The sequence below is a fragment of the Nostoc sp. genome, from assembly GCF_036917435.1.
In the GTDB taxonomy this organism is placed as follows: Bacteria; Cyanobacteriota; Cyanobacteriia; order Cyanobacteriales; family Nostocaceae; genus Nostoc.
This window is the reverse complement of record NZ_JBALDM010000033.1, coordinates 238,657-261,948: the sequence shown is the minus strand read 5'-3', so window position 1 is coordinate 261,948 and position 23,292 is coordinate 238,657. Positions and strand designations below refer to the sequence as shown.

Sequence of the window (23,292 nt, the reverse complement as noted above, 5' to 3'; positions counted from 1 at the left end):
GATGTTCGCCACAAGTGTATTTATTCATTTTGAATTTTAAATTTTTATGTACGATGTCCTTGATTCTCGCTCTGTCCTAGAAATTTTGCGCCCAGTGGAAGATCCAGAACTCCGCAAAAGTCTGGTGGAACTGAATATGATCCGTAACGTCAAAATTGACGGTGGCAAAGTTAGTTTCACTTTAGTGCTGACCACTCCTGCCTGTCCTTTACGAGAATTTATCGTTGATGACTGTCAGAAAGCTGTCAAAAAGCTCCCAGGTGTTACGGATGTAAAAATAGAAGTAACGGCAGAAACACCGCAACAAAAAAGTTTGCCAGACCGCACTGGTATTTCTGGTGTCAAAAATATTATTGCTGTTTCCAGTGGTAAAGGTGGCGTTGGTAAAAGTACGGTGGCGGTAAATGTAGCTGTAGCTCTAGCTCAAACCGGGGCGAAAGTCGGCTTGTTAGATGCTGATATTTATGGCCCCAATGATCCCACCATGCTGGGTTTGGCTGATGCCAAAATTGTAGTGCGTTCGACTGATACAGGTGACATCCTGGAACCTGCTTTTAATCACGGTGTCAAATTAGTTTCAATGGGCTTTTTGATTGACCGAGATCAACCAGTAATTTGGCGGGGGCCTATGCTCAATGGTGTAATTCGCCAGTTTCTTTATCAAGTGCAATGGGGAGAACTAGATTATCTGATTGTAGATATGCCACCAGGAACCGGAGATGCTCAGTTAACTTTAACTCAAGCAGTGCCGATGGCAGGGGCGGTAATTGTCACCACACCGCAAAATGTAGCCCTATTAGATTCTCGCAAGGGATTGCGGATGTTCCAGCAGATGAATGTCCCAGTATTGGGAATCGTAGAAAATATGAGCTATTTTATCCCCCCCGATCAACCTGATAAGCACTATGACATCTTTGGTTCTGGTGGTGGCTCCAAAACTGCCGCCGAATTGGGAGTGCCACTTTTAGGGTGCGTACCGCTAGAGATTTCCACACGAGTTGGCGGTGACAGTGGTGTGCCGATAGTTGTTGGCGATCCAGATTCAGCTTCGGCAAAAGCATTAACAGCGATCGCTCTTAACATTGCTGGTAAAGTATCAGTTGCTGCATTGACATAATTAATTTTAATTTCTATCTGCTTCCTGGGCTATGTCTTGGGAATACTAAAAATTGATTGGGAATGGGGAATGGGGAATGGGGCATGGGGCATGGGCAGAAGGAAAACAAAAGACAAGTCAAAAGATCGCACACAACTTTAGAGAGACAGAGACAACGAAAATAACCAATGCCCAATGCCCAATGCCCAATGCCCAATGCCCAATGCCCAACACTTAAAAAAAGTCTAAATTAGCACAATGTTATTAAAACGATCGCTCCCCAAAATTCGCTGGAAGTCTTGGGTTAAGCCCTGGCAGCAGGTAGATTGGCTCCTATTTTGTTTGCCAGTTGCTATCAGTATCTTTGGTGGCATCATGATTCTCAGTACTGAACTGAAGCAGCCAGTAACAGACTGGTGGTGGCACTGGATGGTAGCGGGTATCGGCGTGCTTATAGCCCTATTTTTATCTCGCATCCGTTACGAACTTTTGATGCAGTGGCACTGGGTAACATACTCACTAACGAACTTCAGCTTAATCGCTGTAATGATTGCTGGTACCAGCGCTAAAGGGGCACAAAGGTGGATTAGCATTGCTGGCTTTAACGTGCAACCCTCAGAATTTGCTAAAATCGGTATGATTATCACCTTAGCGGCTTTGCTACATAGGCGGACTGCTTCTAGCCTCGAAGGTGTTTTCCGCGTTTTGGCAATCACTGCCATACCTTGGGGATTAGTATTTTTGCAGCCAGATTTAGCAACATCATTAGTATTTGGTGCGATCGTCTTAGGAATGCTTTACTGGGCAAATGCTAACCCAGGATGGTTAATTCTGCTGATTTCTCCTGTGGTTGCCGCCATTTTGTTTAGTATATCTTGGCCTTATTCAGAGCCGATAGTTTTATTCAAAGAACTATCTTTTGGCCCATTAGGGCTAATTTGGTCATTTGCGATGGCTATCGTCGGCTGGCAAACTTTGCCCTGGCGTAGATTTGGTTTCGGTGCTATCAGTGCGTGGACTCTCAATATACTCGGTGGGGAATTAGGAGTCTTCGCTTGGAACCATATTTTAAAACCGTACCAAAAAGATCGGCTAACTGTATTCATGGATCCCGATCACGATCCACTCGGTGCTGGGTATCACTTAATCCAATCTCGTATTGCCATTGGTGCTGGTGAAATTTGGGGATGGGGTTTGTTTAAGGGGCCAATGACACAACTTAATTTCGTACCTGAACAGCATACAGACTTTATTTTCTCCGCAGTGGGAGAAGAATTTGGTTTTGTGGGTTGTTTGTTAGTGCTGTTTGTCTTCTGCTTAATTTGCTTCCGTCTGCTGCATGTTGCCCAAACCGCCAAAGATAACTTTGGTTCGTTGTTGGCTATTGGGGTTTTGTCGATGATTGTGTTTCAGGTGATTGTCAACGTCGGGATGACTGTAGGTTTAGCGCCTGTGGCAGGAATTCCCCTACCTTGGATGAGTTATGGGCGTTCTGCTATGCTAACCAACTTCATTTCGTTGGGAATAGTAGAATCGGTAGCAAATTTTCGCCAAAAGCAAAAGTATTATTGATTCGCCATTGGTCATTTGTCCTTTGTCCTTTGCTAATAACCAATGACAAATGACAAATGACTATTAACAAGTATTAAGCTATTAAAAGGAAACAAACGAGGCTAAAAATATGATTCTGCCTGGAGCAACTGTTCGCGTCAAGAATCCCGCAGATACCTATTATCGTTACGAAGGACTCGTGCAACGACTAACTGATGGCAAAGTAGCCGTATTATTTGAAGGTGGTAACTGGGATAAATTAGTTACCTTTCGCCTAAGCGAATTGGAACTCGTAGAAACCATAGCCGGACGGAAAAAAGCCAAATAATATCTAGTCATTAGTCATTAGTCCTTTGTCATTTGGCAAAAACTAATGACTAATGACTAATGATTAATGACTCTTGAAAACCATGCGCCTCCCCTTACCACAGTTTGCCACTGGCGATCGCCATCCCAACCACATTGCGGAGGTGATTGAGACTACTAGTACCGAATTTCTAGCTCAGTGTTTGGAACCAGAAGATTTGACCTTCCCCTCCATGCCACCCTTTGGTAGTTGGGTTTGTTCTGTGGATGAAGAATCTGGAAATCAAGTTTACGGCATAGTATACTATGCTACGACAACGCCCATAGATTCTGTACACCGAGCGAGAGCATTAGGGTTGTCATTGCAAGACTTACGCGAGGAACAACCCCAAATATTTGCCATGCTGAGGACGGAATTCCGGGCTGCGATCGTGGGATTTGAACAATCTTCCCAGAATCGAGGTTATAACCAAAGAATATATCAGTATCTACCACCCCGTCCCCCGCAAATTCATCAAGCTGTTTATCGGTGTGAACCAGAAGCGATCGTTAAATTTACTGAAGAATTAGATTTTTTGCGGACACTACTTTGTATTAACGGTGCGCCAGTTGAGTCTTTAACCGCAGCTGCCATTCGAGATGTATACCAGTTACGCAAAGCTGACCGAGAATGGTTAATTAAAGCTGGACGTAACCTGAGCGTTCTACTTAAAGACGATTACGATCGCTTGCGGTTTATTTTAAGTCAAATCCATCCGTAGGTAGTTAGTTATTAGACAATTACCTAGTTAGTGTAAGTTATTAATATTTTTAATTTTTCGTCGGGTGGCCTCCCAATTTTATATCCATCAGGCGATCGCCCCAAGGTAATCGCAGTCTTACCATAGCCCCTTCAATTCCTACATGATGGAACTCATATCACAAGTTCTTGTTCTGGAAGCAAACTCCCAAGTTCTTGGCAAGGAACCAATTGTTCCCTTTGCTATTTTACTGGTGGTGATCTTAGTTATCCCCATCATGTTTGAGCGGCTAAGATTACCAGGATTAGTGGGTTTGGTTTTCTCAGGGCTAGTACTTGGGCCTTCAGGCTGGCATCTATTTCAGTCTGACTCACCGATGATTAACCTGCTGTCAGACATTGGGTTAATTTATTTGCTGTTTGTCGCAGGGCTAGAAATTGATCTAGAAAAGTTTCGCCGACAAAAAAGTCGGGCCTTTGGGTTTGCTAGCTTGACTTTCAGTGTCCCCCTAGTTATGGGAACCTTAGTAGGGCTGATTTTAGGCTATGGCTGGAATACTTCAATCTTAATTGGCTCCTTATTCGCTTCCTATACCCTTTTGGCATATCCCATAATCAGCCGTTTGGGAGTGGTAAACAATGAAGCTGTTACTGTCACCATTGGAGCTAAGATTTTTACAGATATTGGCGTGGTACTGATACTAGCCGTTTGTGTAGGCATTGCTCATGGTGGAGCATTCAGCTTTGCTGAACTACTCACCTTGTCCGGTCGATTAATTATTTACTCTGTTGCCGTTGTCACAGGCTTTGATTGGGCAGGTAAGGAATTTTTCAAGCGGTCTGGAGATGACGAAGGAAACAAGTTTTTGTTTGTATTACTTTCTGTCTTTCTAGCGGCTGTGGGCGCTCAATTGATCGGAGTAGAAAAAATTGTAGGTGCTTTTTTAGCGGGTTTAGCAGTGAATGAAGCTGTGGGTGAAGGCCCAGTTAAAGAAAAGGTAGTATTTATTGGCAGTGTGTTGTTTATTCCCATTTTCTTTGTTGACCTTGGCTTACTGATCGATCTACCCACCTTTCTGAACGACCTCGACACGCTCAAGTTAACCCTGTTGATGATAGTCGGTTTAATTGTCAGTAAATTGATTGCAGCTTTGTTGACAAAATTGGTTTATCGTTACAAGTGGCAAGAAACGTTAACCATCTGGTCGCTATCACTTCCCCAGGTTGGTACAACCTTAGCAGCGACGTTAGTGGGATATCGGGCTGGGTTGCTGCCACTAGAAGTATTACACAGTGTCATTGTCTTAATGGTTGTCACATCAACCTTGGGGCCTTTAATAACCAGTCGAATAGCTGTTGGTTTGAGTTCCTTACCAGCCGAAGATCCAGCAACACCTCTACCTAAACAGAATGCACCAGAAACAGATAGTGCTTTTACGATAGTTGTACCTGTTTATAATCCTCATACCGAACAGCATTTGATTGAAATGGCGGCCTTATTAGCGCGTCAGTCTCAGGGAAAAATTATACCACTGGCGATCGCCACTGCTGCGGCTCAGATGGATGCACCGCAGTTAGAAGCGTCTCTACAACGCAGTGAGCAGTTATTAACTAAAGCCACAGCACACAGTCGAATATTGGGCGTTACCGCAGAACCAATGCTGCGAATCGATGATGCCTTTGCTCAAGGAATTAGCCGAGCCGCCCGCGAACAAAAGGCTAATTTAATTGTTATGGGTTGGGGTAAACGGACTGGGTTACGAGCGCGTTTATTTGGGAATGTGATTGATGGAGTACTTTGGGCATCCCATTGTCCAGTCGCAGTAACACGTCTAGTAGAATCACCGAAAAAAATTCAGCGCATCTTAGTACCAGTAGAAAACTTAACAGCACCTATATTACAACCTGTACAATTTGCCCAGATGCTGGCAGAGGAAAATCAGAGCCATATTACTGTCCTAAATGTGTGCGATCGCCGCACTAGTTCCAGTAAAATTGCTTGGAGGCGATCGCATCTCTCCCTAATGGTGTCTAACTTAGCTTTGGCTAATGCCCCAGAAATTCAAATTATCGCTCATGAAAATGTTGCCCAAGCAATTTTGCAGGCAGCCCGATTATATGATTTAGTAGTTTTACCTTTTATACGCAATCGTACCAGCCCTGGAGGGTTAGCAATTAGCGATGTTACAACCCAATTAGCCAGACAACTCACCTGCTCCATTGTCATGCTTGGAGAACCACAGCGCACTCAAACCACAAATGTAGTTATGTCTAACACGGTTACTAGCGTTACATCTGCTGTATAATACTGGGCATATTCCAGTCCATCTGAGTTAGCTGGGGCTACGATCAGCAATAAATGGCTCGAATGTAGGGATATCTGTAGATTCCTACAGGCAATTCTGTGTAACTTTGCATTCAACTAATGATATTAAGTAGCCGTAAAAATATTTGATATTATTGAAGATTTGATGAACTTTAAGTAGAAGATTGACAATATTGAGACTAAGTTTGTTATTTTGCTAGTTAAATTATTAAAAAAGCAGGTAAAAACATCATAAAACTCTAACCGTAGAAAACAACCAAGGAATGTGGATTAAATAAAATGTACTTTATCCTGTCTCAGGATCCCTCTCCTTTATAAGAAGAGGGATTGAGGGTGAGGTAAGCCAGAGACATAAACTAAACTGTATGTTATTTAATTCTTATTCCTAAGTTCAACAACACTTTTTGATTAAACCTCGATATTTTTTGAATTCTGTATTTTTGTCCCCAAGCTGGGTAATCTAAAAGTAAGTGCAATAGCTACTGAAAATATTTGTAAGTAACTGGGAAACTATGAGAATTTTGGTAACGGGCGGTGCTGGGTTTATTGGTTCCCATCTCATCGACCGATTAATGGCTGATGGGCATGAATTAATATGCTTGGATAACTTTTACACTGGTCATAAACGTAACATTCTTAAATGGTTAGGTCATCCGTACTTTGAACTGATCCGCCACGACATTACCGAGCCAATTCGCTTAGAAGTTGATCAAATCTATCATTTAGCTTGTCCTGCATCACCAGTACATTACCAGTACAACCCAGTTAAAACCGTTAAGACTAACGTCATGGGAACCCTGAATATGTTGGGGCTAGCTAAACGTGTGAAAGCTAGGTTTTTCTTGGCTTCAACGAGTGAAGTATATGGAGATCCAGAAGTTCATCCCCAAGTTGAAGAGTATAGGGGTAGCGTCAATCCCATTGGGATACGTTCATGCTACGACGAAGGTAAAAGAATTGCTGAGACTTTAGCATTTGATTACTACAGACAAAATAAAGTTGATATTCGAGTTGTTCGGATATTTAACACCTACGGCCCGAGAATGTTAGAAAACGATGGTCGGGTAGTAAGCAACTTTATAGTTCAAGCCTTGCGGGGTAATCCTTTAACCGTGTACGGCGATGGTTCTCAAACTCGTAGTTTCTGCTACGTTTCCGATTTGGTAGAAGGATTCATCCGCCTGATGAATAGCGACTATATTGGCCCAATGAATTTGGGAAATCCTGGTGAATACACGATTTTGCAATTGGCGCAAGCTGTGCAAAATATGATCAATCCAGATGCACAGATTAAGTTTGAACCACTACCTTCAGACGATCCCCGTCGTCGTCAGCCTGATATCACCAAAGCAAAGACTTGGTTAAATTGGGAACCTACCATTCCTCTGCAAGAGGGGTTAAAACTGACAATAGAAGATTTCCGCGATCGCATTCAAGGCGATGGCAATAATTCAACCAACTAAGTAGCGTCTAGCGTTGCTCTAAATGTTCATGCAGGCTCACCCAAAAGGTAGCTAGTATGCTTAGTTCCTGAGTTTACTAACACTGTGTTAAGTGTCATATTGATAACTTCTTTTTGAAGAATACACTCAAAAAAGTGAGGCAGTTAAAGAATGCGTGTTTGCGTGATTGGTACTGGTTACGTTGGTTTAGTTACAGGCGCTTGCTTGGCTCATATTGGGCATGATGTAATTTGCGTAGACAACAACGAAGAAAAAGTTAAGTTAATGAAATCTGGACAGTCCCCAATTTTTGAGCCGGGACTCTCAGAAATTATGCAGTCTGCCATTCAAACAGAGAAGATTCATTTTACAAGCGATCTTGCTGCTGGGGTTTCCCACGGAGAAATTCTGTTTATTGCTGTGGGAACACCACCTTTGCCGACAGGTGAAAGTGATACTCGTTACGTCGAAGCTGTAGCCCGTGGGATTGGAGAAAATCTCAACGGTGGTTATAAGGTGATCGTGAATAAATCTACAGTCCCCATTGGTTCAGGTGACTGGGTGCGGATGCTTGTTCTAGATGGGATTGCAGAGCAGCAAAAAAAATTGGTACCCGCAGGTGGAGTCCCAAGTGATGAGAAATTACCTGAGTTTGCAGCTGAATTTGATGTAGTGAGCAATCCAGAATTTTTGCGTGAAGGTTCAGCAGTTCACGACACCTTCAACCCCGATCGCATTGTACTAGGAGGCAATAGTCAAAGAGCAGTAGCCTTGATGCAACAACTGTATGCCCCAATTGTGGAACGTAAGTACGCTGTCGATAGATCTTTACCCCCAGTGCCAATTTTGGCAACAGACCTGAGTTCGGCGGAGATGATTAAATATGCCGCCAATGCCTTTTTAGCTACCAAGATTAGTTTTATTAACGAAGTTGCTAATATTTGCGATCGCGTCGGTGCTGATGTTACCGAAGTAGCTAAAGGTATTGGTCTAGACTCCCGCATTGGTAACAAGTTTTTACAAGCTGGTATTGGTTGGGGTGGTTCATGCTTTCCCAAAGATGTCTCGGCTCTGATTCATACTGCTGAGGACTATGGTTATGAAGCCCAGCTAATGAAAGCTGCTGTTAGTGTCAACGAACGCCAACGCTTGATTGCTTTGGAGAAACTCCAACAAGTTCTGAAAATCCTCAAAGGCAAAACAGTCGGATTACTCGGATTAACTTTCAAGCCAGATACCGACGACTTGCGCGATGCTCCAGCCCTCATTTTAATTGAGCAGCTAAACAGATTGGGAGCCAAAGTTAAAGCTTATGACCCCATCATTTCCCAAACAGGTATGCGTCATGGGCTTTCTGGTGTGCTAGTAGAAACAGATGCCGAAAGACTAGCTGACGGCTGCGATGCGTTAGTACTCGTCACCGAATGGCAGCAGTTCAGCACTCTCGACTATGTGAAAATGGCAAAATTGATGGCCCACCCCGTTATCATTGATGGTCGTAACTTCCTCGACCCCGAAACACTGGTACGCGCTGGATTCCAATATGTAGGCGTGGGACGATAGAGAGTTTTTAACTGACGGTTGTGTAAGCTGATCATTTCCCATTTTCAATCATATAAATCAAGCGATCGTCTTTGTGATTACGCAAAGTGGGATCGCTTTTTTGTATTTGAATAAAGTCGATGCAAACCATCTGCTATGGCATTACTTACATCCAAGAAACATTCACATAAGGATAAATTATATCCTAAATATCCACTGATTAGCGATCGCTCGGTTATCACTCCAACAAATCAAATCCTTTGTCGTCTCTCAACTTTCTGTCAAATGTTGCTGTTGTGGTACAACCAAATTGTTGAGCAACTGTACCAATTAAATAGTCAGAAAAATCTGCACTTCCCTGCTTAAAACGCTGCAATGCTTGATAAACCACAGAGCGATTTTCTAACTCAAAAACTGAACATTGCACCATCATCTCTATAGTTTTACTGATTTCTTCCCTACTAAATTGATAAGGCTTACCGCGCAAAACCCAGACTAATTTGCACATAACTATATTAGCAATAAAACACTGCTCTTCACCTTCAATAATCTCAACAGCTTTCTCCCACTGCTGTTCATCATCTTTCGTCAGGTAGCGCACTAAAATATTGGTGTCAACTCCAATCACTTGAACCTTCTCTAATTGCTGTTTCCATTTCCTCTAAAGTTGCGCTTTTCATCCCTGGACGATGTAAAATTCCTGATAAACTTTGAACAGAGATATTTAAGGGAATCAGTGTCACTATCCCATTTTCATCAATGACAAAATCCACCTTACTACCTGTGTCTAAATTCAGATAATCTCTAATTTGTTTAGGGATAGTTACTTGTCCTTTTGTCGTGATGGTTGCACTTGCCATTACTGAAAATCCTTACTTTTCTTCCTTACTAGATTATAAAGTCGATTTCAGAACTTCTAGAAACCCTACTTAACTTTTTGCGATCGCTCAAAACAACTCCACAAGAACATTCAGCCACATATTGATAACTTTTAGAGCGCATCGATTACTTAGAAACAATAGTAGGTATTCGTAAAGGACTAGACGAATTTGAACGCGGTGAAGGAATTGCTGCTGAACAAGCCTTAGAAACCCTAAAACAAAAATGCATGAAATAATGCGTTGGCGCAGCCCAACCCAGGCATCGCTTTTTAGCCCACATTCCGCAGATTTTTTCTGGTATTTTTGTGCTAAATGCTCATATCAAGCGCTATTTGGAATACGTTCAACTTCAGCATATCCACTGAAAATAAGTTTTTGACCTTCAGTTTCTAATCGGTTGAGTCTCATTTTCACTCCATCAAGGTCAAAACGATCCAAATCGACCATATTATCTAAAATTTCTACCAGCGCTACACTCAAGGTTTGCGAAATTTCCCGTTGTGCTTCTGGTACTTGATCTAGTTGAATTTTCGGATCTTTAAAAGAAACTCGCCGCCGCCTTTCAATGCCTATAGTTAGAATCATGCTCAGGGGTACAAGTTCGCCATTATTTAAATCTGCTTTTGCTACAAGCTGCAACCGATTTTCTGGTAATAGCTGCACCTGAACCTCCGTAAAGGAAACTGGTTCACCGCCAGATAATTCTGTCAAGGATGGTACGGAGAGGTTTAGCAGGCGCTTTTTAACCAGTTCCGCGCTAAAGGCTTGGTTAATGCCCACTTCTGATAATATGACTTGAGCGATCGCTTGAGTCGGTTGCTTAAGACTGAGTTTGCCTTTTAAAACCGAGCCGAAGTCAATGCCAACCGCATCAGTTTCAAAAGACATCTCCTCTACCGCGAAATCTTTCCGAATCACCAAGCCCCGACCGGTCATTTTGAAGCTATCAATGCTGCCTTGCAACAGTTTGCTGGAGGGGTAGCAGCGCACAGAGACTTCTACTGACTCGCTTTGCGTAAACAGGTGGCGAATCGTTTGGCTGGCCACTGTGTTGAGCATCCGCTCTCCCCAATCAGTGCCTTTAGGATCTTGTAAACCAGTAAGTCCGCCGAACATGTGGTTTTTAGTCTCTAGAAGTTCTTTATACTTTTGTAACAAACTGTGAAGAATACAGCAAGCGATCCCGTGATTAATTGTACTGATGGGTAGGAGTTGGATAGCTGATGGTTAACGAGGCAATGTATTAAATATTACTCTCGTTTATAGAGAAGCGGGATAAAAAAGATGGTGGATTCGCAGATATTCCTCTACGTCTGAATCGGGGGTTGCAACATCTGAAACAATGGAACGAAACAGAAATCAATAAAAGAGCAGAAATATTAGCAGAGATGGCTGTTAAAGTTTGGTCTTGTCGATGTATGTGACGCAACCTCTATGCAAAAATGCGATCGCCAGTTCGCCATAGTGACGCATTTACTTTAAACTATGGAAATTAATGCAAATGGTTTTTAGAATCTGTGTAGAGCTTCCAGATAGGCGTAGGTTTGATAAGAAACAGTGACACAAGCCAAAACACATCGAGCCATTGCAGTGAATATTCCACCAACGCTAACACTTACAGTTACCCACGAGCAGTTAGTTGAGTTGGCGATCGCTAACCGAGATTTACAACTAGAACGAACTGTTACAGGAGAGCTAATTGTTATGGCTCCAACTGGAGGTACTACAGGAAATAGGAATTTAGATATCGAAGGACAACTATGGCTCTGGAACCGTCAAACAAGACTTGGTAAGACATTTAACTCTTCGACTGGTTTTCACCTCCCTAACGGAGCCGATCGCTCTCCCGATGCAGCTTGGGTAGTTCAAGACAGATGGGACACACTCACTCCAGAACAGCAAGATGGATTTGTCCCTCTTTGTCCTGATTTTGTACTGGAACTGCGTTCTAAAAATGACAATATGAAACCCCTACGAGCCAAAATGAGGGAATATATCGAAAACGGAGCTTGTTTAGGTTGGTTAATTGACCGAAAAAACAAAAAGGTAGAGATTTATAGGCAAGGCCAGTCTGTGGAAGTTATAGATAATCCCGTAACCTTGTCAGGTGAAGATATCTTACCTGGGTTTATCCTAGATTTGACCGAGGTTTGGAAATGATTTTGAAAATGCTATGTAAGGCAGTGCCTTTTCATACACCTTGTCTCCTGCCATAGTCTCTTACGAAGCGATCGCAACCTCTATGCAAAAATGCGTAGAGGCGGAGCGGCTTATCGTCAAACATCGCAGCACATCCATTAATCATGAGGCTATCTGCTAAATTGCAGGACGATATCTAGGTTCAGGAGTTGGTTTACCCTCAACTTTGGCAGAATCTAACCATGCTGCTTTTGCTTGCAAGACTTCACAAAGCGCTTCTTCTTCAGTTGAGCCAAAAGCTGAACAGTATTTCAAATCAGGAATATCAGCAATATAGCCATCATCTTCTTCACTGTAGAAAATATTAATGTGATAGTGTTTCATCTTTAATTCAGTATCGCCACTAAAATACGTAGCAAGTCTTCTATATCAGCAGGAACACGATATAAATTGAGGTTTTGAGTTATTTGTTTACTTTCTCGATTCAATAAACCAAATTGCCAAATATCCCCTGTAGAAACAGCCCCCTGTAGAATTGCCTCTTGAGAATCAGTCCACGTATCAATCGCAATCAATTCTACAGCAAGCTGGGTAAAACCCCTTGCCAAATCAGCATTTTTAGCTTCCACAACTAAGAGTTTATGGTCTGCATGGAGATAATAGTCAAGGGAACCTTTTAATTGTTCTGTAACAATTAAAGGATATTCGATTCTCAGTTGAGCGTGGGTGTAATGAACAACATCCAATAAAATTGGGGCAATTAGTAATTCTCTGCGGGCTGCTTCACTAGTCAAACTAATATATGGCAAACTATCCTCAATTCTAGATTTGAGATTTGCGAGTCTATCTAATTCAATGCTGGACTTTTGTAGATTGAGAGAAGAACGTTTTAAAGAATAGCCAAATTCAGCCAGTATGTCTTCTGGCTCGAATGCCATCTCAAAATAGCTTCTGAAAGTATACGAGTTATTTGGTTGAAGGATGGGAATTTTGCTCATAGCTGCATGATTAAACCATTCTGCCTTACTTCTCTACTTCCTAATCGTCCTCTAAATCCTGCAAACAAGTTACTTTGGACTAAATACGGAGATTGCTTGCGATCGCACAGATTTAACTTGCCCAACTCTAACTAAATTTTCGGCACTATTGCTTATTGACAAATAGTTGATTACCTATCTACTCAACAACTTCCGCCGCAGATTATCCAAAGCTGCATTTGCACTCACATGACGAATTAGGGAACGTCCTCGCACTGTACCAAACTGATATTCAAAACTTGTCACTTCATCCTTCGGCCCAGCTAAACCAACGTAAACTAAACCCACCGGCTTGGTATCTGTCCCTCCAGTTGGGCCAGCAATTCCAGTGATGCTCAATCCCCAAGTTGTTGCAAGGCGCGTTTTTACCCCAATTGCCATTTGCTCTGCAACGATCGCACTTACCGCCCCAAATTTATCTAAATCTTCCTGGTTAACCCCCAGCAGTCGAACTTTCACCGAATTATCATAAGAAATTACTCCACCCCAAAAGTAATCAGAACTTCCAGAAATCTCCGTTAACATTTGCCCTAAACCGCCACCGGTGCAAGATTCTGCGACAGAAAGCGTTTCTTTTGATGCCCGCAACAACTCACCGACAACGGAAGCAGGGGTATCATTATTAACGCCGTAAAAATCTAGTCCAGCAATTTCTTTAAGTTGTTTCTCAATGGGCGCAATTAGTTCTTCTGCGGCTGCTTCGGAAGTGGCTTTAGCAGAAACTCGCAATCTTACTTCTCCCTTACCTGCATAAGGGGCGACTGTGGGATTTGGTAACTTCAAATAGGAAGCAACTTTTTCCGCCAAAGCAGATTCACCAATACCCCAAAACTTTAAACTCCGGCTGTAAATAATGTCTTCACCCCAACCTTGACTTTTGAGAAATGGGACGGCTGTTTCTTCCCACATCGGGTACATTTCACTGGGAACGCCGGGAAAGGTAAAAATCGTGATTTCAGGACGGGGTTGCCAAATAATACCGGGTGCTGTTCCAGTTGGGTTGGGGAGAATTTCTGCACCTTGGGGAATCAAAGCCTGTTTGCGGTTACTGGGTGACATAACCCTACCGCGTTGGGCGAATTTCTGGGTTATGTCTTCGATGATTTCTGGGTTTTCTACCAAAGGAGTTTTAAAAAAATCGGCGATGGTTTCGCAGGTGAGATCGTCTGGTGTGGGGCCAAGTCCACCAGTGAAAATGAGAATCTGCGCTCTGGAAATAGCAATTTCTATAACTTGCTTCAACCTTTCTGGATTATCCCCAACCACTGTTTGATAGTAGTGGGGGATACCTAACTGCGCTAATTGTTGCGCCAAAAATTGAGCATTGCCGTTGAGGATATCTCCTAACAGCAGTTCAGTACCAACACAAATAATTTCTGCACTCATTGGAATTGGGAATTGGGGATTGGGAATTGGGAATTGGGAATGGGAATGGGGAATGGGAAATTGGGAAGAAGAACTATAGCGGTTCTCAATTGAGTAGGTACTGAACCCCACCCCCAACCCCCTCCCCGCAAGCGATGAGGGGGCTATGATGTACTTCATCTGATTAGGAAACGCTATATTTACCAATGCCCAATGCCCCATGCCCCATGCCCAATTATGCTAGTGCTGGTACAGGAATTTCCAAGTGAGGATATAGGGGGAAGCGATCGCACAATGATGCTACCCGTTGCCGACAATCTTGGGTTACTACGTCGGAATCTGGAGAAAGCAGGCGATCGCTAATAATATTTGCAATCTCGGTAAATTCTCCTACTCCTAAGCCCCGTGTGGTCATTGCTGGCGAACCTAACCTTAAACCACTGGTAACAAATGGCGATTGTGGATCAAAGGGAATAGTATTTTTGTTGGCAGTAATATTCACAGTACTGACTAGCTGATCCGCTTGCTTACCAGTTAGATTTACAGAGCGTAAATCCACGAGGAGTAAATGGTTATCAGTGCCGTTTGACACTATCTTTAAACCCCGACTTTGTAGTTGCTCTGCCAAAGCACGAGCATTTTCAATTACTTGGGCAGAATAGGTTTTAAACTCAGGCTTTAAGGCTTCTCCAAAAGCCACTGCTTTACCAGCAATGACGTGTTCCAATGGCCCGCCCTGAGTGCCAGGAAAAACAGATTTATCTAGCTTTTTACCTAGTTCTGCGTCGCTGGTCAAGATTAAACCACCTCTAGGGCCGCGGAGAGTCTTATGTGTAGTTGTTGTTACTACATGACAATGAGGAATTGGATCGGGATGAAGACCGCTAGCAACTAAACCAGCGATATGAGCAATGTCGGCAAGTAAGTAAGCACCGATTTCATCAGCAATACTACGGAATTTTTCAAAATCAATTATCCGGGGATAAGCCGAATAACCACAAATTAAGAGCTTAGGACGCTCCCTCAGCGCCAGCTCCCGAATTTGATCGTAGTCAAGTTGTTCTGTTTGTTGACTGACACCATAGTGGCTAACTTGGAACCACTTACCTGAGACATTTACAGGTGAACCGTGGGTGAGATGTCCACCATGAGACAAATCCATCCCCATAATTTTGTCTCCTGGTTGCAGCAGCGACAGGAACACTGCAAAATTGGCTTGTGCGCCAGAATGGGGTTGCACATTTGCATGAGCAGCGCCAAATATCTGTTTAGCACGGTCGATCGCTAGTTTTTCGATTTTATCGACAAATTCACAACCGCCATAGTAGCGTTTACCAGGTAATCCCTCGGCATACTTATTTGTCAGTACCGAACCTTGAGCCGCCAGTACAGCAGCAGAGGTAAAATTTTCGCTAGCAATCAACTCCAAGTGATCTCGCTGACGCTGTAGTTCGTCGTTGATTAACTCTGCGATCGCTGGATCGCTGGTGGAAAGAAAGTCTGAATTAGTCCTAGTCACTTCAATTATCCTTATGGAAATTTGTACAACGCCTGATTTGGCTTAGGCACAGCACCTAACAGTTCTATAGAGGCGATTAATCGTCTCCGTACCTGAAGATTTATTTGTGCCAACTTACTTATTATTAGGCGTAAGCTTAATTAATACATTAATTATCATAACGTTGCTTTTTGAAGCTGCTTGTGTAGGGGTAGCCCGTTGGAGACATTGCTCCTCGATGGATAAAAAGCTCAACGCTTCGGCAATTAACTGTCGCTAATATAACCCTTACGCAACACGAGTGCGAAGTTTTACCCTGAAAAACTTAAATATTCAGTATCTTTGACAAATTAAAAATTGTTTGCAACTTACCTTTGAAGATGCATTTTCTAGCGATCGCTGGTAGTGATAAGCTGTCGTGCATTTAATTTGCACAGCTAGGGCGGGCAAGATGCCCACCCCACAAGAGATTTATTTTTTTGAGGATGCAAATTAAAGTATTTTCAGCTTAGAACCGCAGATATCCTTGGAGATGCCTTACATGGAGAAGTTACTGATGAACGGGCTAAAAATTTGGCTAAATCTGGTAGATTACAATACATAAACCTAATAGATATAGATGAGGGAGTTGAAAACTTAGGCAAAATAATTAAAGATTTGCTTTGTAATGAGGAGTGAATAATGGCAAAAAAAGATAGTTATCAGGAATTTTTAAAGGAAGATTTTAACAAATTAGAAGATATTATTCAACGAGATGTAGAAATATATGCTACTCAAGTTGTCCAAGAAAAGAAAAGAAAGAAGAACAACAGAGTCAAGAAAATTATATCTTAATGCAAAATACAAAAATAACCAATTTGGGAGAAAAGAAAGAGGAAAAAGAAAATCCGTAAAACAATAAGTAGTCGGACACAATTAAATTCATTGGTAGAGATAGGGAACAGGTTACAGGTTAAAGGTTACAGGAAAAAACTTGTGTAATTAATTCTGTCTGATTACTTGTATGGCAAAAGCCATTCAATTTTAGATTTTGGATTGAATAAAAAATCCAAAATCTAAAATTAACTAAGTTAATTAACTGCCCTTGGGTACAGCGTCTCCAGGCCCGGCGGTGACAATTACCAGATTTTCTGGCTTAATTAAATCCTCAATTGCCTGTTGCATCTGAGCCATAGTAACTGCTTGAATCCGTTGGGGAAAGTCTCGGATTTCTGAACGTGAAAGTCCCAAGACAGCATTATCCAAAATCATGCTTGATACATTACTGGGATTAGCTAAATCTACGGGGTAGCTATTGCTAATTGAGCGTTTTGCTGCGTTCAATTCAGCCTCAGTTACTCCCTGTTCGCGCAACTGTTTAAGTAAAGCGAGAGTACTGGCGATCGCTTTTTGGGTATCAACAGGAGCAGTTTGCATCTGAATCAAGAAGGGGCCGGGATTGATTCCGGCGGCAAAACCACTAAAGATACCGTAGGTTAGACCAAGGCGATCGCGCACTTCTGTACCCAAGCGACTTGATAAGGTATCACCACCCAAAATTTGATTCAGTATCACGGCTGCATAATAACGCGGGTCTTTCCGGGAAATGCCGCTATAACCGATGTAGGTAACAGCCTCTGCTTTACCAGGAATTACTTTGTTTAAACGTGTCGAAGTTTGCGGGAATGGCACGGATGGTATTTTCAGTACAGGGGGCTTACCTGTGACTTGCCATTTGTCAAACGCCTGATTCAACAAAGTTTTTACCTTAACTGGATCAAAGTCTCCAACTATTGCGATCGTTGTGCTATCTGGTCGGTAGTGTGTCTGATAGAAGCCAAGCAAATCATCACGAGTGATGCTTTTTAAGCTCTCGACTGTAGGAAAGCTATGGAATGGATGATTTTCTGGGTAAATTGCCTGCTGGAATACTTGTCGTCCCAGTCCGCTGGGGTCATCTAGCTTAACTTTGAGACTTGTCAGTGCGCGTTGGCGACTCAGTTCTAACTGTTCGGCGGGGAAGGTGGCGTTTTTTAACACATCTGACAGAGTTTGAATCAATATCGGCAAGTTCTCTGAAAGTCCCTCACCGCTAATGCTAGTTCCCTCGCGGCTGGCACTGAAGCTCAAACCGGCTCCCCGATCTTCTAAGATTTTTGCTAGGGTCAGAGCATTTTTAGTCTTTGTCCCATTCATTAAGTTGCCCGCAGTCAGATTCGCTAATCCAGCTTTTTGATTGCCGTCAAATTCTGTACCAGCGTCAATTTGTCCACTCAGATTAATGGTGGGGAGGCTGCGATCGCGCAACAACAGAACTCGCAAACCATTATTTAAGGTAAACTCTTCTGGTAACGATTGTTTGGTTGAATCTGTAGCTGATGTGGCAGGTGGGAGATATTTAGCCAGTTCTGCTGGATCTACAGGTTTACCGGGGCTGAAATTTTCTACTGTGCGTCCAGAACCAGCGCTAGAAGTTCCTGGTTTACCATCTGGTTGAGTTGGCTCAAAAAAGCCGATGGTTTGTTTCGCCGGATTTAGATAAGTTTTCGCTACTTTCTGTACTTGGGCTGGGGTGACTTTAGCGATCGCAGCCAGATACTTTTCAATAAAATGATAATCACCTGCGATCGTTTGGTTATACCCCAGTTGGTTAGCTTGACTAGTAATATCTTGATTACCCAAGATATACGAGGCTTGCAGTTGTGTTTTCGACCGATTCAGTTCTTCTATAGTGACTGGCTGCTGTTGCAACTTTTCTAAAGATTCTTGAAGCACCTGGGCAATTTTCCCTAACTCTTGACCCGGAGCCGCCGTAGCACTAATGTCATACCAACCTGGTTCGATGAGTTCGGCAGCACCGCCACTCACTGAACTAGCGAGTCCAGATTCTACCAAAGCCTGGTAAAGCCTAGAGCTACGTCCACCTGTGAGAATGGCATCCATCACATCAATTGCCGGCACATCAGGATGCTTGATATCTGGTAAAGGATACACAGCTTGCAGTAGTGATGCACTTCCAGGTTGCTTCAAAACAATCGGTGCTTTTTTAGTAGTAGAGGCAACCAGAGAAGACGGGGCGACATTTTCCCGCGTTCTCTTTTCCTCGTTTCCTCGTTTTGCCAACTTCCCATAAGTTTCTTTAACAACTTTCAGTACAGGTTCTGTGGCAAAATCCCCCGTAATTACCAACGTGGCATTGTCTGGGCTGTAGTAAGTTTGGTAATAATTCCGCACCTGTTCGATTGTAAATTTTTCTACATCAGCTTTTGTGCCTCCCACAGATAAGCCATAAGCTCTTGTAGGGAAAGCGTCTCGCATTACTGCCCGATCCAGACGAAAGCTTGGTGAATTTTCGTACCCCTGTAACTCAGAGATTACTACCCGCTTTTCACTCTTTAGTTGCTCAGTCCCAATTAAAGAGTTTTCCATGCGATCGGCTTCCAGTGTTAACAATGCTTCGAGTTTGTCTCGTTGCACTGTGCCAAAGTAAACTGTTTCGTCGTAACTAGTAAAAGCATTGAACTGGCTACCCAAGGCACTAAATAACCTGCCAAACTGCACTGGACGGGCAGTTGTACCTTTGAACATCAAATGTTCTAGCTGGTGAGAAAGGCCATTTTCTCCTTTAACCTCGTTACGGGAACCAACTTTATACCAAACTTGCACGCTGACCACTGGAGCGGTATGGACTTCTTTGGTTAGCACCGTTAAGCCGTTGTCCAATACCGTTTTTTTTACGCCTTGGGTGAATGAGGTAGTAGATACAGGGGCGACTACTGTCGGTGTTGCAGCATTGGTGAAATTGACCGAAAACGGCATGATAGCTAGGAGCAGACTGAGAAAAAAACCTATAAACATATATGAACGTAGCTTCATAAGCAATGCCAAATGCCAAATTTCTAATTTTGAAGAAAAATTCAGAAGCGGAGCCGGAGTGTCTCCGGTCAGAATCTAATATAGTAGATAACTTACTACTGCTGTGCTATCTGTCAGGAGTACAAAATTCATTTTGACTCCTGAATTCTGTTTTGATAAAACAAAACCTTAGTACCACTTTATGTAAATCAGAAGACTTACATTCTCGGCTTTTTTATCATTTTTAATGGTAGCCTTATTTTTTCTATGCCGTAATAGTCGGTTTTCAAGTTTACCTATTTGCAACACGCTTACGAGCAATATTCCACAGGTTTATAAAGTGAAGCCCTCTGGATATAAACTGGTTACAATAAATGGTATCAATATTTGGTTGCAATTATTGCTATGGAACGCGAAGCCCTAACAATTCGGTTTCCGGCTGATTTACTTGTCAAAGCTAAAAAAATTAAGGATGGTAGCGAATCCTTGAATGATTTAGTAGTTGAGGCTTTGGAACGTGAGGTAAGCGGCCGGAGGGGATGGGCTGCCCATCAACGGATAATTGCCCGCAGCGAAACTGTTAAAGCTAAAACAGGGATACAACCAGCCTCTACAGATTTTATTCACAGCCTTAGAGAAGATGAAGGGAGACGTGACTAGAGTTTTGTGTTTAGATACCAGCGTTTGGATTCCCTATCTTGTACCAGAAGTTTATCATTAATAATTTAATTACCGTTTAATTTGCTTAGGAAAGTTAGGAACTAACAAAGATTGACCTAATTCACCTTGCTCATTATAGAATTTAATTTGACCTTGTTCATTACATAACCATACTTCCACAGCTTGAGCTTCTAAATATAAATTTCTTTTAAATTCCATTTCTTCCAAAGTGTTGCCACTGGATTTTACTTCTACACAAATTTCTGGTGCAATAGATGCTGATACTTCATCTTCAATTTGAGAAAATCGTTCCTCTGAACACCAGACAACATCAGCAACTTTCACACCGTCTGATGTGTTAATAGCACATTCTGGCATTACTTCTCCTGCATTCAATAAAGATTCTAATAACCGTTGGATTCTTCCTTGATAAAAAGAATGTTTAATTTTGACTGGACTCATAACGATTTGACCCCATTTATTTAATTCAATTTTGAAGGGTAAATCTTGTAATTGTTTATGTTCACAAACTTCTTCCCATCTCATAGTTAATATTTGCCTAGAGTGATTGATTTAATTTTAACTCATCTATCAATACGAATTCTCCTCCTCACATTGCTGACAAAATCTCACGCAAAGGCGAGGATACTTGCGTGAGACAATCATATTAGTCTAAACTTCTACATTCAAAGTCCGCACCAAAAAAGCCCATTTATCTGCGGCTTCTTCGATAATTTTAGCTGTGGGTTTACCTGCACCATGCCCTGCCTTAGTCTCAATTCTAATTAGCGTTGGTGCATCACCTGCGTGAGCCTCTTGCAAAGCGGCGGCAAATTTGAAACTATGAGCAGGGACAACGCGATCGTCGTGATCGGCTGTGGTAATTAAGGTTGCTGGGTAAGCTGTATCTGGTTTGATGTTGTGGAGTGGCGAATAAGCATACAGCGCTGGAAACTCTTCGGAATTATCTGCCGAACCATATTCGGAAGTCCAAGCCCAACCGATGGTAAATTTGTGGAACCGCAACATATCCATTACGCCGACGGCGGGTATTGCTGCACCGAATAAATCGGGGCGCTGTGTTATGCAAGCACCAACTAATAAGCCACCGTTACTACCACCTGCGATCGCTAGCTTATCTGTCTTAGTATACTTATTTGCAATCAACCACTCCGCAGCGCTAATAAAGTCATCAAAGACATTCTGCTTTTTATCCTTCATGCCTGCTTGATGCCATTCTTCGCCGTATTCTCCACCGCCGCGTAGATTGGGCATAGCATAGATACCACCCATTTCCATCCACACCAACAGACTCACCGAAAAGCCAGGTGTCATTGAGGCATTAAAACCACCATAAGCATAGAGATAAGTGGGGTTATTTCCATCTAATTGAATACCCTTTTTGTGGGTAATAAACATGGGTACTCTAGTACCATCTTTGCTTTGATAAAAAACCTGTTTTGTCTCGTAATCATCTGGATTAAAATCTACCTTTGGCTGACGAAAAACGGTACTTTTACCAGTTATCATATCGTAGCGATAGGTAGTTCCTGGGGTAGTAAAGCTGGTGTAATTATAAAAAGTTTCGGTATCATGGCGCTTCCCAGCAAAACCTCCGGCTGAACCGAGTCCAGGTAATTCTACCTCACGAATAAACGCACCTTTGAGGTCAAATATTTTAATTTGGCTGTGAGCATCTTTAAGGTAATCAGCAACAAATTGGTTATTAAGTATGCCTACACTTTCTAAAGTTTCTGCTGATTGGGGAATGATTTCTTGCCAATTTTCTGGCGCAGGGTTTTTAGTGTCAATGGCAATAACTCTTCCTCGTGGTGCGTTTAAATCCGTGCGGAAATAAAAGACGCTATCATCATTATCAATAAAACTGTAATCTGCCTCAAACTGGTTAATTAGTTCTACAACTTCAGCATTATGGTTAGTTAAATCTTTGAAGAAAACCAAATTTTTGGAGTCAGTACCCAGCCAAATAGAAATTATTAGATAGTGTCCATCTTCAGTAACACCACCACCAAAACCCCATTCTTTTTGGTCAGGACGATGATAAATTAGTATATCTTCTGACTGAGATGTTCCTAATTGATGATAGTAGAGCTTTTGATAATAGTTAACATCTTCTAATTGAGTTTTCTCATTCGGCTCATCGTAGCGACTGTAGAAGAAACCTTGACCATTGTGTGTCCACGATGCACCAGAAAATTTAATCCACTTTAAATTATCTTGTAGGTCTTCACCAGTTTCAACATCGCGTACTTTCCACTCTTGCCAATCAGAACCAGAGGTGGATAGACCATAAGCTAAAAGTTTACCATCCTCGCTAATAGACAATCCTGAAAGAGCAACAGTACCATCTTCTGAGAGTTTATTAGGGTCAAGTAAAACTTTGGGTTCGCCGTCGAGGGTTTTCAGAGTGTAGAGGACACTTTGGTTTTGTAGCCCGTTATTTTTAAAATAAAAGTAACGTTCTCCTTCTTTAAAAGGGATACCATATTTTTCATAATCCCAAAGTTTAGTAAGGCGCTGTTTAATTTTTTCCCTGGTAGGAATTTCGCTCAAGTAGTCAAAAGTAATTTTATTTTGTGCCTCAATCCAAGTCCTTGTTTCTTCAGAGTCAGGATCTTCTAACCAACGATAAGGATCTGCGACTGAAGTACCGTGGTAGTTATCGACTTGATTGCTTTTGTGGCTGGATGGGTAGGTGAAGATTTTTTTGGAGGAGGGCATAATCTTAGGTTAAAAGTGCTTCTTTACATACTACAAAGATTGACTCAAGACGTGGGGCATACACTAACCAAAACCTCAGAGTGAAAAGATTAACAACTTTTATAGGGTTTACGGTTTAGTCCCTGAGATACCTC

Annotated in this window: 21 protein-coding genes; 11 read left to right on the top strand and 10 right to left on the bottom strand. The window is 42.3% G+C overall.

Going from position 1 to position 23,292, the window contains the following annotated elements:
• The first annotated feature begins 46 nt into the window (after window positions 1-46).
• From V7K98_RS15680 to V7K98_RS15645, 8 genes are all read left to right on the top strand, one after another.
• Window positions 47-1,117: an Mrp/NBP35 family ATP-binding protein gene (locus tag V7K98_RS15680; protein ID WP_335023293.1), complete on the top strand. Its 1,071-nt coding sequence runs from the start codon at window positions 47-49 to the stop codon at window positions 1,115-1,117.
• 76 nt (window positions 1,118-1,193) lie between these two features.
• Window positions 1,194-1,334, top strand: a complete 141-nt coding sequence (locus V7K98_RS15675; RefSeq protein ID WP_335023291.1) for a hypothetical protein — start codon at window positions 1,194-1,196, stop codon at window positions 1,332-1,334.
• Between the two features lie 20 nt (window positions 1,335-1,354).
• Window positions 1,355-2,668, top strand: a complete 1,314-nt coding sequence (gene rodA, locus V7K98_RS15670; protein WP_335023289.1) for a rod shape-determining protein RodA — start codon at window positions 1,355-1,357, stop codon at window positions 2,666-2,668.
• Between the two features lie 109 nt (window positions 2,669-2,777).
• On the top strand, window positions 2,778-2,975 hold the full coding sequence (locus V7K98_RS15665; RefSeq protein ID WP_012411449.1) for an NAD(P)H dehydrogenase subunit NdhS: 198 nt from the start codon (window positions 2,778-2,780) through the stop codon (window positions 2,973-2,975).
• Between the two features lie 82 nt (window positions 2,976-3,057).
• Window positions 3,058-3,714: an HAS-barrel domain-containing protein gene (locus V7K98_RS15660; RefSeq protein ID WP_335023445.1), complete on the top strand. Its 657-nt coding sequence runs from the start codon at window positions 3,058-3,060 to the stop codon at window positions 3,712-3,714.
• Window positions 3,715-3,859: 145 nt separating this feature from the next.
• The gene (locus V7K98_RS15655) at window positions 3,860-5,998 is read left to right on the top strand and encodes a cation:proton antiporter domain-containing protein (protein ID WP_335023443.1); all 2,139 of its coding nucleotides are present in this window, start codon (window positions 3,860-3,862) and stop codon (window positions 5,996-5,998) included.
• Between the two features lie 532 nt (window positions 5,999-6,530).
• Window positions 6,531-7,481, top strand: a complete 951-nt coding sequence (locus tag V7K98_RS15650) for a UDP-glucuronic acid decarboxylase family protein (protein ID WP_335023287.1) — start codon at window positions 6,531-6,533, stop codon at window positions 7,479-7,481.
• Window positions 7,482-7,631: 150 nt separating this feature from the next.
• Window positions 7,632-9,023, top strand: a complete 1,392-nt coding sequence (locus tag V7K98_RS15645; RefSeq protein ID WP_335023284.1) for a UDP-glucose dehydrogenase family protein — start codon at window positions 7,632-7,634, stop codon at window positions 9,021-9,023.
• Between the two features lie 217 nt (window positions 9,024-9,240).
• Here the strand turns inward: V7K98_RS15645 and V7K98_RS15640 are convergent, their stop codons facing one another.
• From V7K98_RS15640 to V7K98_RS15630, 3 genes are all read right to left on the bottom strand, one after another.
• Window positions 9,241-9,630, bottom strand: coding sequence for a PIN domain-containing protein (locus V7K98_RS15640; RefSeq protein ID WP_335023282.1), 390 nt, complete (start codon window positions 9,628-9,630; stop codon window positions 9,241-9,243).
• Window positions 9,617-9,862, bottom strand: a complete 246-nt coding sequence (locus tag V7K98_RS15635; RefSeq protein ID WP_335023280.1) for an AbrB/MazE/SpoVT family DNA-binding domain-containing protein — start codon at window positions 9,860-9,862, stop codon at window positions 9,617-9,619. The genes V7K98_RS15640 and V7K98_RS15635 overlap by 14 nt, the downstream gene beginning before the upstream one ends.
• Window positions 9,863-10,204: 342 nt before the next feature.
• Window positions 10,205-10,999 carry an LmeA family phospholipid-binding protein gene (locus V7K98_RS15630; protein WP_335023278.1) on the bottom strand — a complete coding sequence of 265 codons (795 nt, stop codon included), beginning with the start codon at window positions 10,997-10,999 and terminating at the stop codon, window positions 10,205-10,207.
• A gap of 441 nt (window positions 11,000-11,440) precedes the next feature.
• Here V7K98_RS15630 and V7K98_RS15625 point away from each other — a divergent pair, with 441 nt between their 5' ends.
• On the top strand, window positions 11,441-12,043 hold the full coding sequence (locus V7K98_RS15625; RefSeq protein WP_335023276.1) for a Uma2 family endonuclease: 603 nt from the start codon (window positions 11,441-11,443) through the stop codon (window positions 12,041-12,043).
• A gap of 156 nt (window positions 12,044-12,199) precedes the next feature.
• On the opposite strand, the gene V7K98_RS15620 is transcribed toward V7K98_RS15625, so the two are convergent.
• The 4 genes from V7K98_RS15620 to glyA form a co-directional block, all read right to left on the bottom strand.
• Window positions 12,200-12,406 (bottom strand): type II toxin-antitoxin system HicB family antitoxin, encoded by a 207-nt coding sequence (locus tag V7K98_RS15620; protein ID WP_335023274.1) that lies wholly within the window; start codon window positions 12,404-12,406, stop codon window positions 12,200-12,202.
• A 2-nt stretch (window positions 12,407-12,408) separates the two neighbouring features.
• Entirely contained in the window at window positions 12,409-13,020 is a 612-nt protein-coding gene (locus tag V7K98_RS15615) for a hypothetical protein (protein ID WP_335023272.1), read from the bottom strand.
• 174 nt (window positions 13,021-13,194) lie between these two features.
• Window positions 13,195-14,445 (bottom strand): competence/damage-inducible protein A, encoded by a 1,251-nt coding sequence (locus V7K98_RS15610; RefSeq protein WP_335023441.1) that lies wholly within the window; start codon window positions 14,443-14,445, stop codon window positions 13,195-13,197.
• A gap of 214 nt (window positions 14,446-14,659) precedes the next feature.
• On the bottom strand, window positions 14,660-15,943 hold the full coding sequence (glyA, locus tag V7K98_RS15605; RefSeq protein WP_335023270.1) for a serine hydroxymethyltransferase: 1,284 nt from the start codon (window positions 15,941-15,943) through the stop codon (window positions 14,660-14,662).
• A 660-nt stretch (window positions 15,944-16,603) separates the two neighbouring features.
• Between glyA and V7K98_RS15600 the strand changes: the two genes are divergently transcribed.
• A complete protein-coding gene (locus V7K98_RS15600; protein WP_335023267.1) occupies window positions 16,604-16,756 on the top strand; it encodes a hypothetical protein in 153 nt (50 codons plus the stop codon).
• A gap of 240 nt (window positions 16,757-16,996) precedes the next feature.
• On the opposite strand, the gene V7K98_RS15595 is transcribed toward V7K98_RS15600, so the two are convergent.
• Complete coding sequence (locus tag V7K98_RS15595; RefSeq protein ID WP_335023265.1) at window positions 16,997-19,777, bottom strand: M16 family metallopeptidase; 2,781 nt, start codon at window positions 19,775-19,777, stop codon at window positions 16,997-16,999.
• 366 nt (window positions 19,778-20,143) lie between these two features.
• Between V7K98_RS15595 and V7K98_RS15590 the strand changes: the two genes are divergently transcribed.
• Entirely contained in the window at window positions 20,144-20,416 is a 273-nt protein-coding gene (locus tag V7K98_RS15590) for a YlcI/YnfO family protein (protein WP_335023263.1), read from the top strand.
• Window positions 20,417-20,485: 69 nt separating this feature from the next.
• Here the strand turns inward: V7K98_RS15590 and V7K98_RS15585 are convergent, their stop codons facing one another.
• Together V7K98_RS15585 and V7K98_RS15580 are read right to left on the bottom strand one after the other, a co-directional pair.
• The gene (locus V7K98_RS15585) at window positions 20,486-20,962 is read right to left on the bottom strand and encodes a Uma2 family endonuclease (RefSeq protein ID WP_334858331.1); all 477 of its coding nucleotides are present in this window, start codon (window positions 20,960-20,962) and stop codon (window positions 20,486-20,488) included.
• Window positions 20,963-21,088: 126 nt separating this feature from the next.
• A complete protein-coding gene (locus V7K98_RS15580; protein ID WP_335023260.1) occupies window positions 21,089-23,158 on the bottom strand; it encodes a prolyl oligopeptidase family serine peptidase in 2,070 nt (689 codons plus the stop codon).
• Window positions 23,159-23,292: the final 134 nt, after the last annotated feature.

Bases quoted from the DNA above. Each gene is read 5' to 3' on its own strand.
- V7K98_RS15580 (WP_335023260.1), bottom strand. From the start codon at position 23,158: ATGCCCTCCTCCAAAAAAATCTTCACCTACCCATCCAGCCACAAAAGC.
- V7K98_RS15660 (WP_335023445.1), top strand. From the start codon at position 3,058: ATGCGCCTCCCCTTACCACAGTTTGCCACTGGCGATCGCCATCCCAAC.
- V7K98_RS15615 (WP_335023272.1), bottom strand. From the start codon at position 13,020: ATGAGCAAAATTCCCATCCTTCAACCAAATAACTCGTATACTTTCAGA.
- V7K98_RS15620 (WP_335023274.1), bottom strand. From the start codon at position 12,406: ATGAAACACTATCACATTAATATTTTCTACAGTGAAGAAGATGATGGC.
- V7K98_RS15600 (WP_335023267.1), top strand. From the start codon at position 16,604: ATGGCAAAAAAAGATAGTTATCAGGAATTTTTAAAGGAAGATTTTAAC.
- V7K98_RS15630 (WP_335023278.1), bottom strand. From the start codon at position 10,999: ATGTTCGGCGGACTTACTGGTTTACAAGATCCTAAAGGCACTGATTGG.
- V7K98_RS15650 (WP_335023287.1), top strand. From the start codon at position 6,531: ATGAGAATTTTGGTAACGGGCGGTGCTGGGTTTATTGGTTCCCATCTC.
- V7K98_RS15675 (WP_335023291.1), top strand. From the start codon at position 1,194: ATGGGGCATGGGGCATGGGCAGAAGGAAAACAAAAGACAAGTCAAAAG.
- V7K98_RS15595 (WP_335023265.1), bottom strand. From the start codon at position 19,777: ATGAAGCTACGTTCATATATGTTTATAGGTTTTTTTCTCAGTCTGCTC.
- V7K98_RS15645 (WP_335023284.1), top strand. From the start codon at position 7,632: ATGCGTGTTTGCGTGATTGGTACTGGTTACGTTGGTTTAGTTACAGGC.
- V7K98_RS15610 (WP_335023441.1), bottom strand. From the start codon at position 14,445: ATGAGTGCAGAAATTATTTGTGTTGGTACTGAACTGCTGTTAGGAGAT.
- V7K98_RS15655 (WP_335023443.1), top strand. From the start codon at position 3,860: ATGGAACTCATATCACAAGTTCTTGTTCTGGAAGCAAACTCCCAAGTT.
- V7K98_RS15665 (WP_012411449.1), top strand. From the start codon at position 2,778: ATGATTCTGCCTGGAGCAACTGTTCGCGTCAAGAATCCCGCAGATACC.
- V7K98_RS15585 (WP_334858331.1), bottom strand. From the start codon at position 20,962: ATGAGATGGGAAGAAGTTTGTGAACATAAACAATTACAAGATTTACCC.
- rodA (WP_335023289.1), top strand. From the start codon at position 1,355: ATGTTATTAAAACGATCGCTCCCCAAAATTCGCTGGAAGTCTTGGGTT.
- V7K98_RS15635 (WP_335023280.1), bottom strand. From the start codon at position 9,862: ATGGCAAGTGCAACCATCACGACAAAAGGACAAGTAACTATCCCTAAA.
- V7K98_RS15680 (WP_335023293.1), top strand. From the start codon at position 47: ATGTACGATGTCCTTGATTCTCGCTCTGTCCTAGAAATTTTGCGCCCA.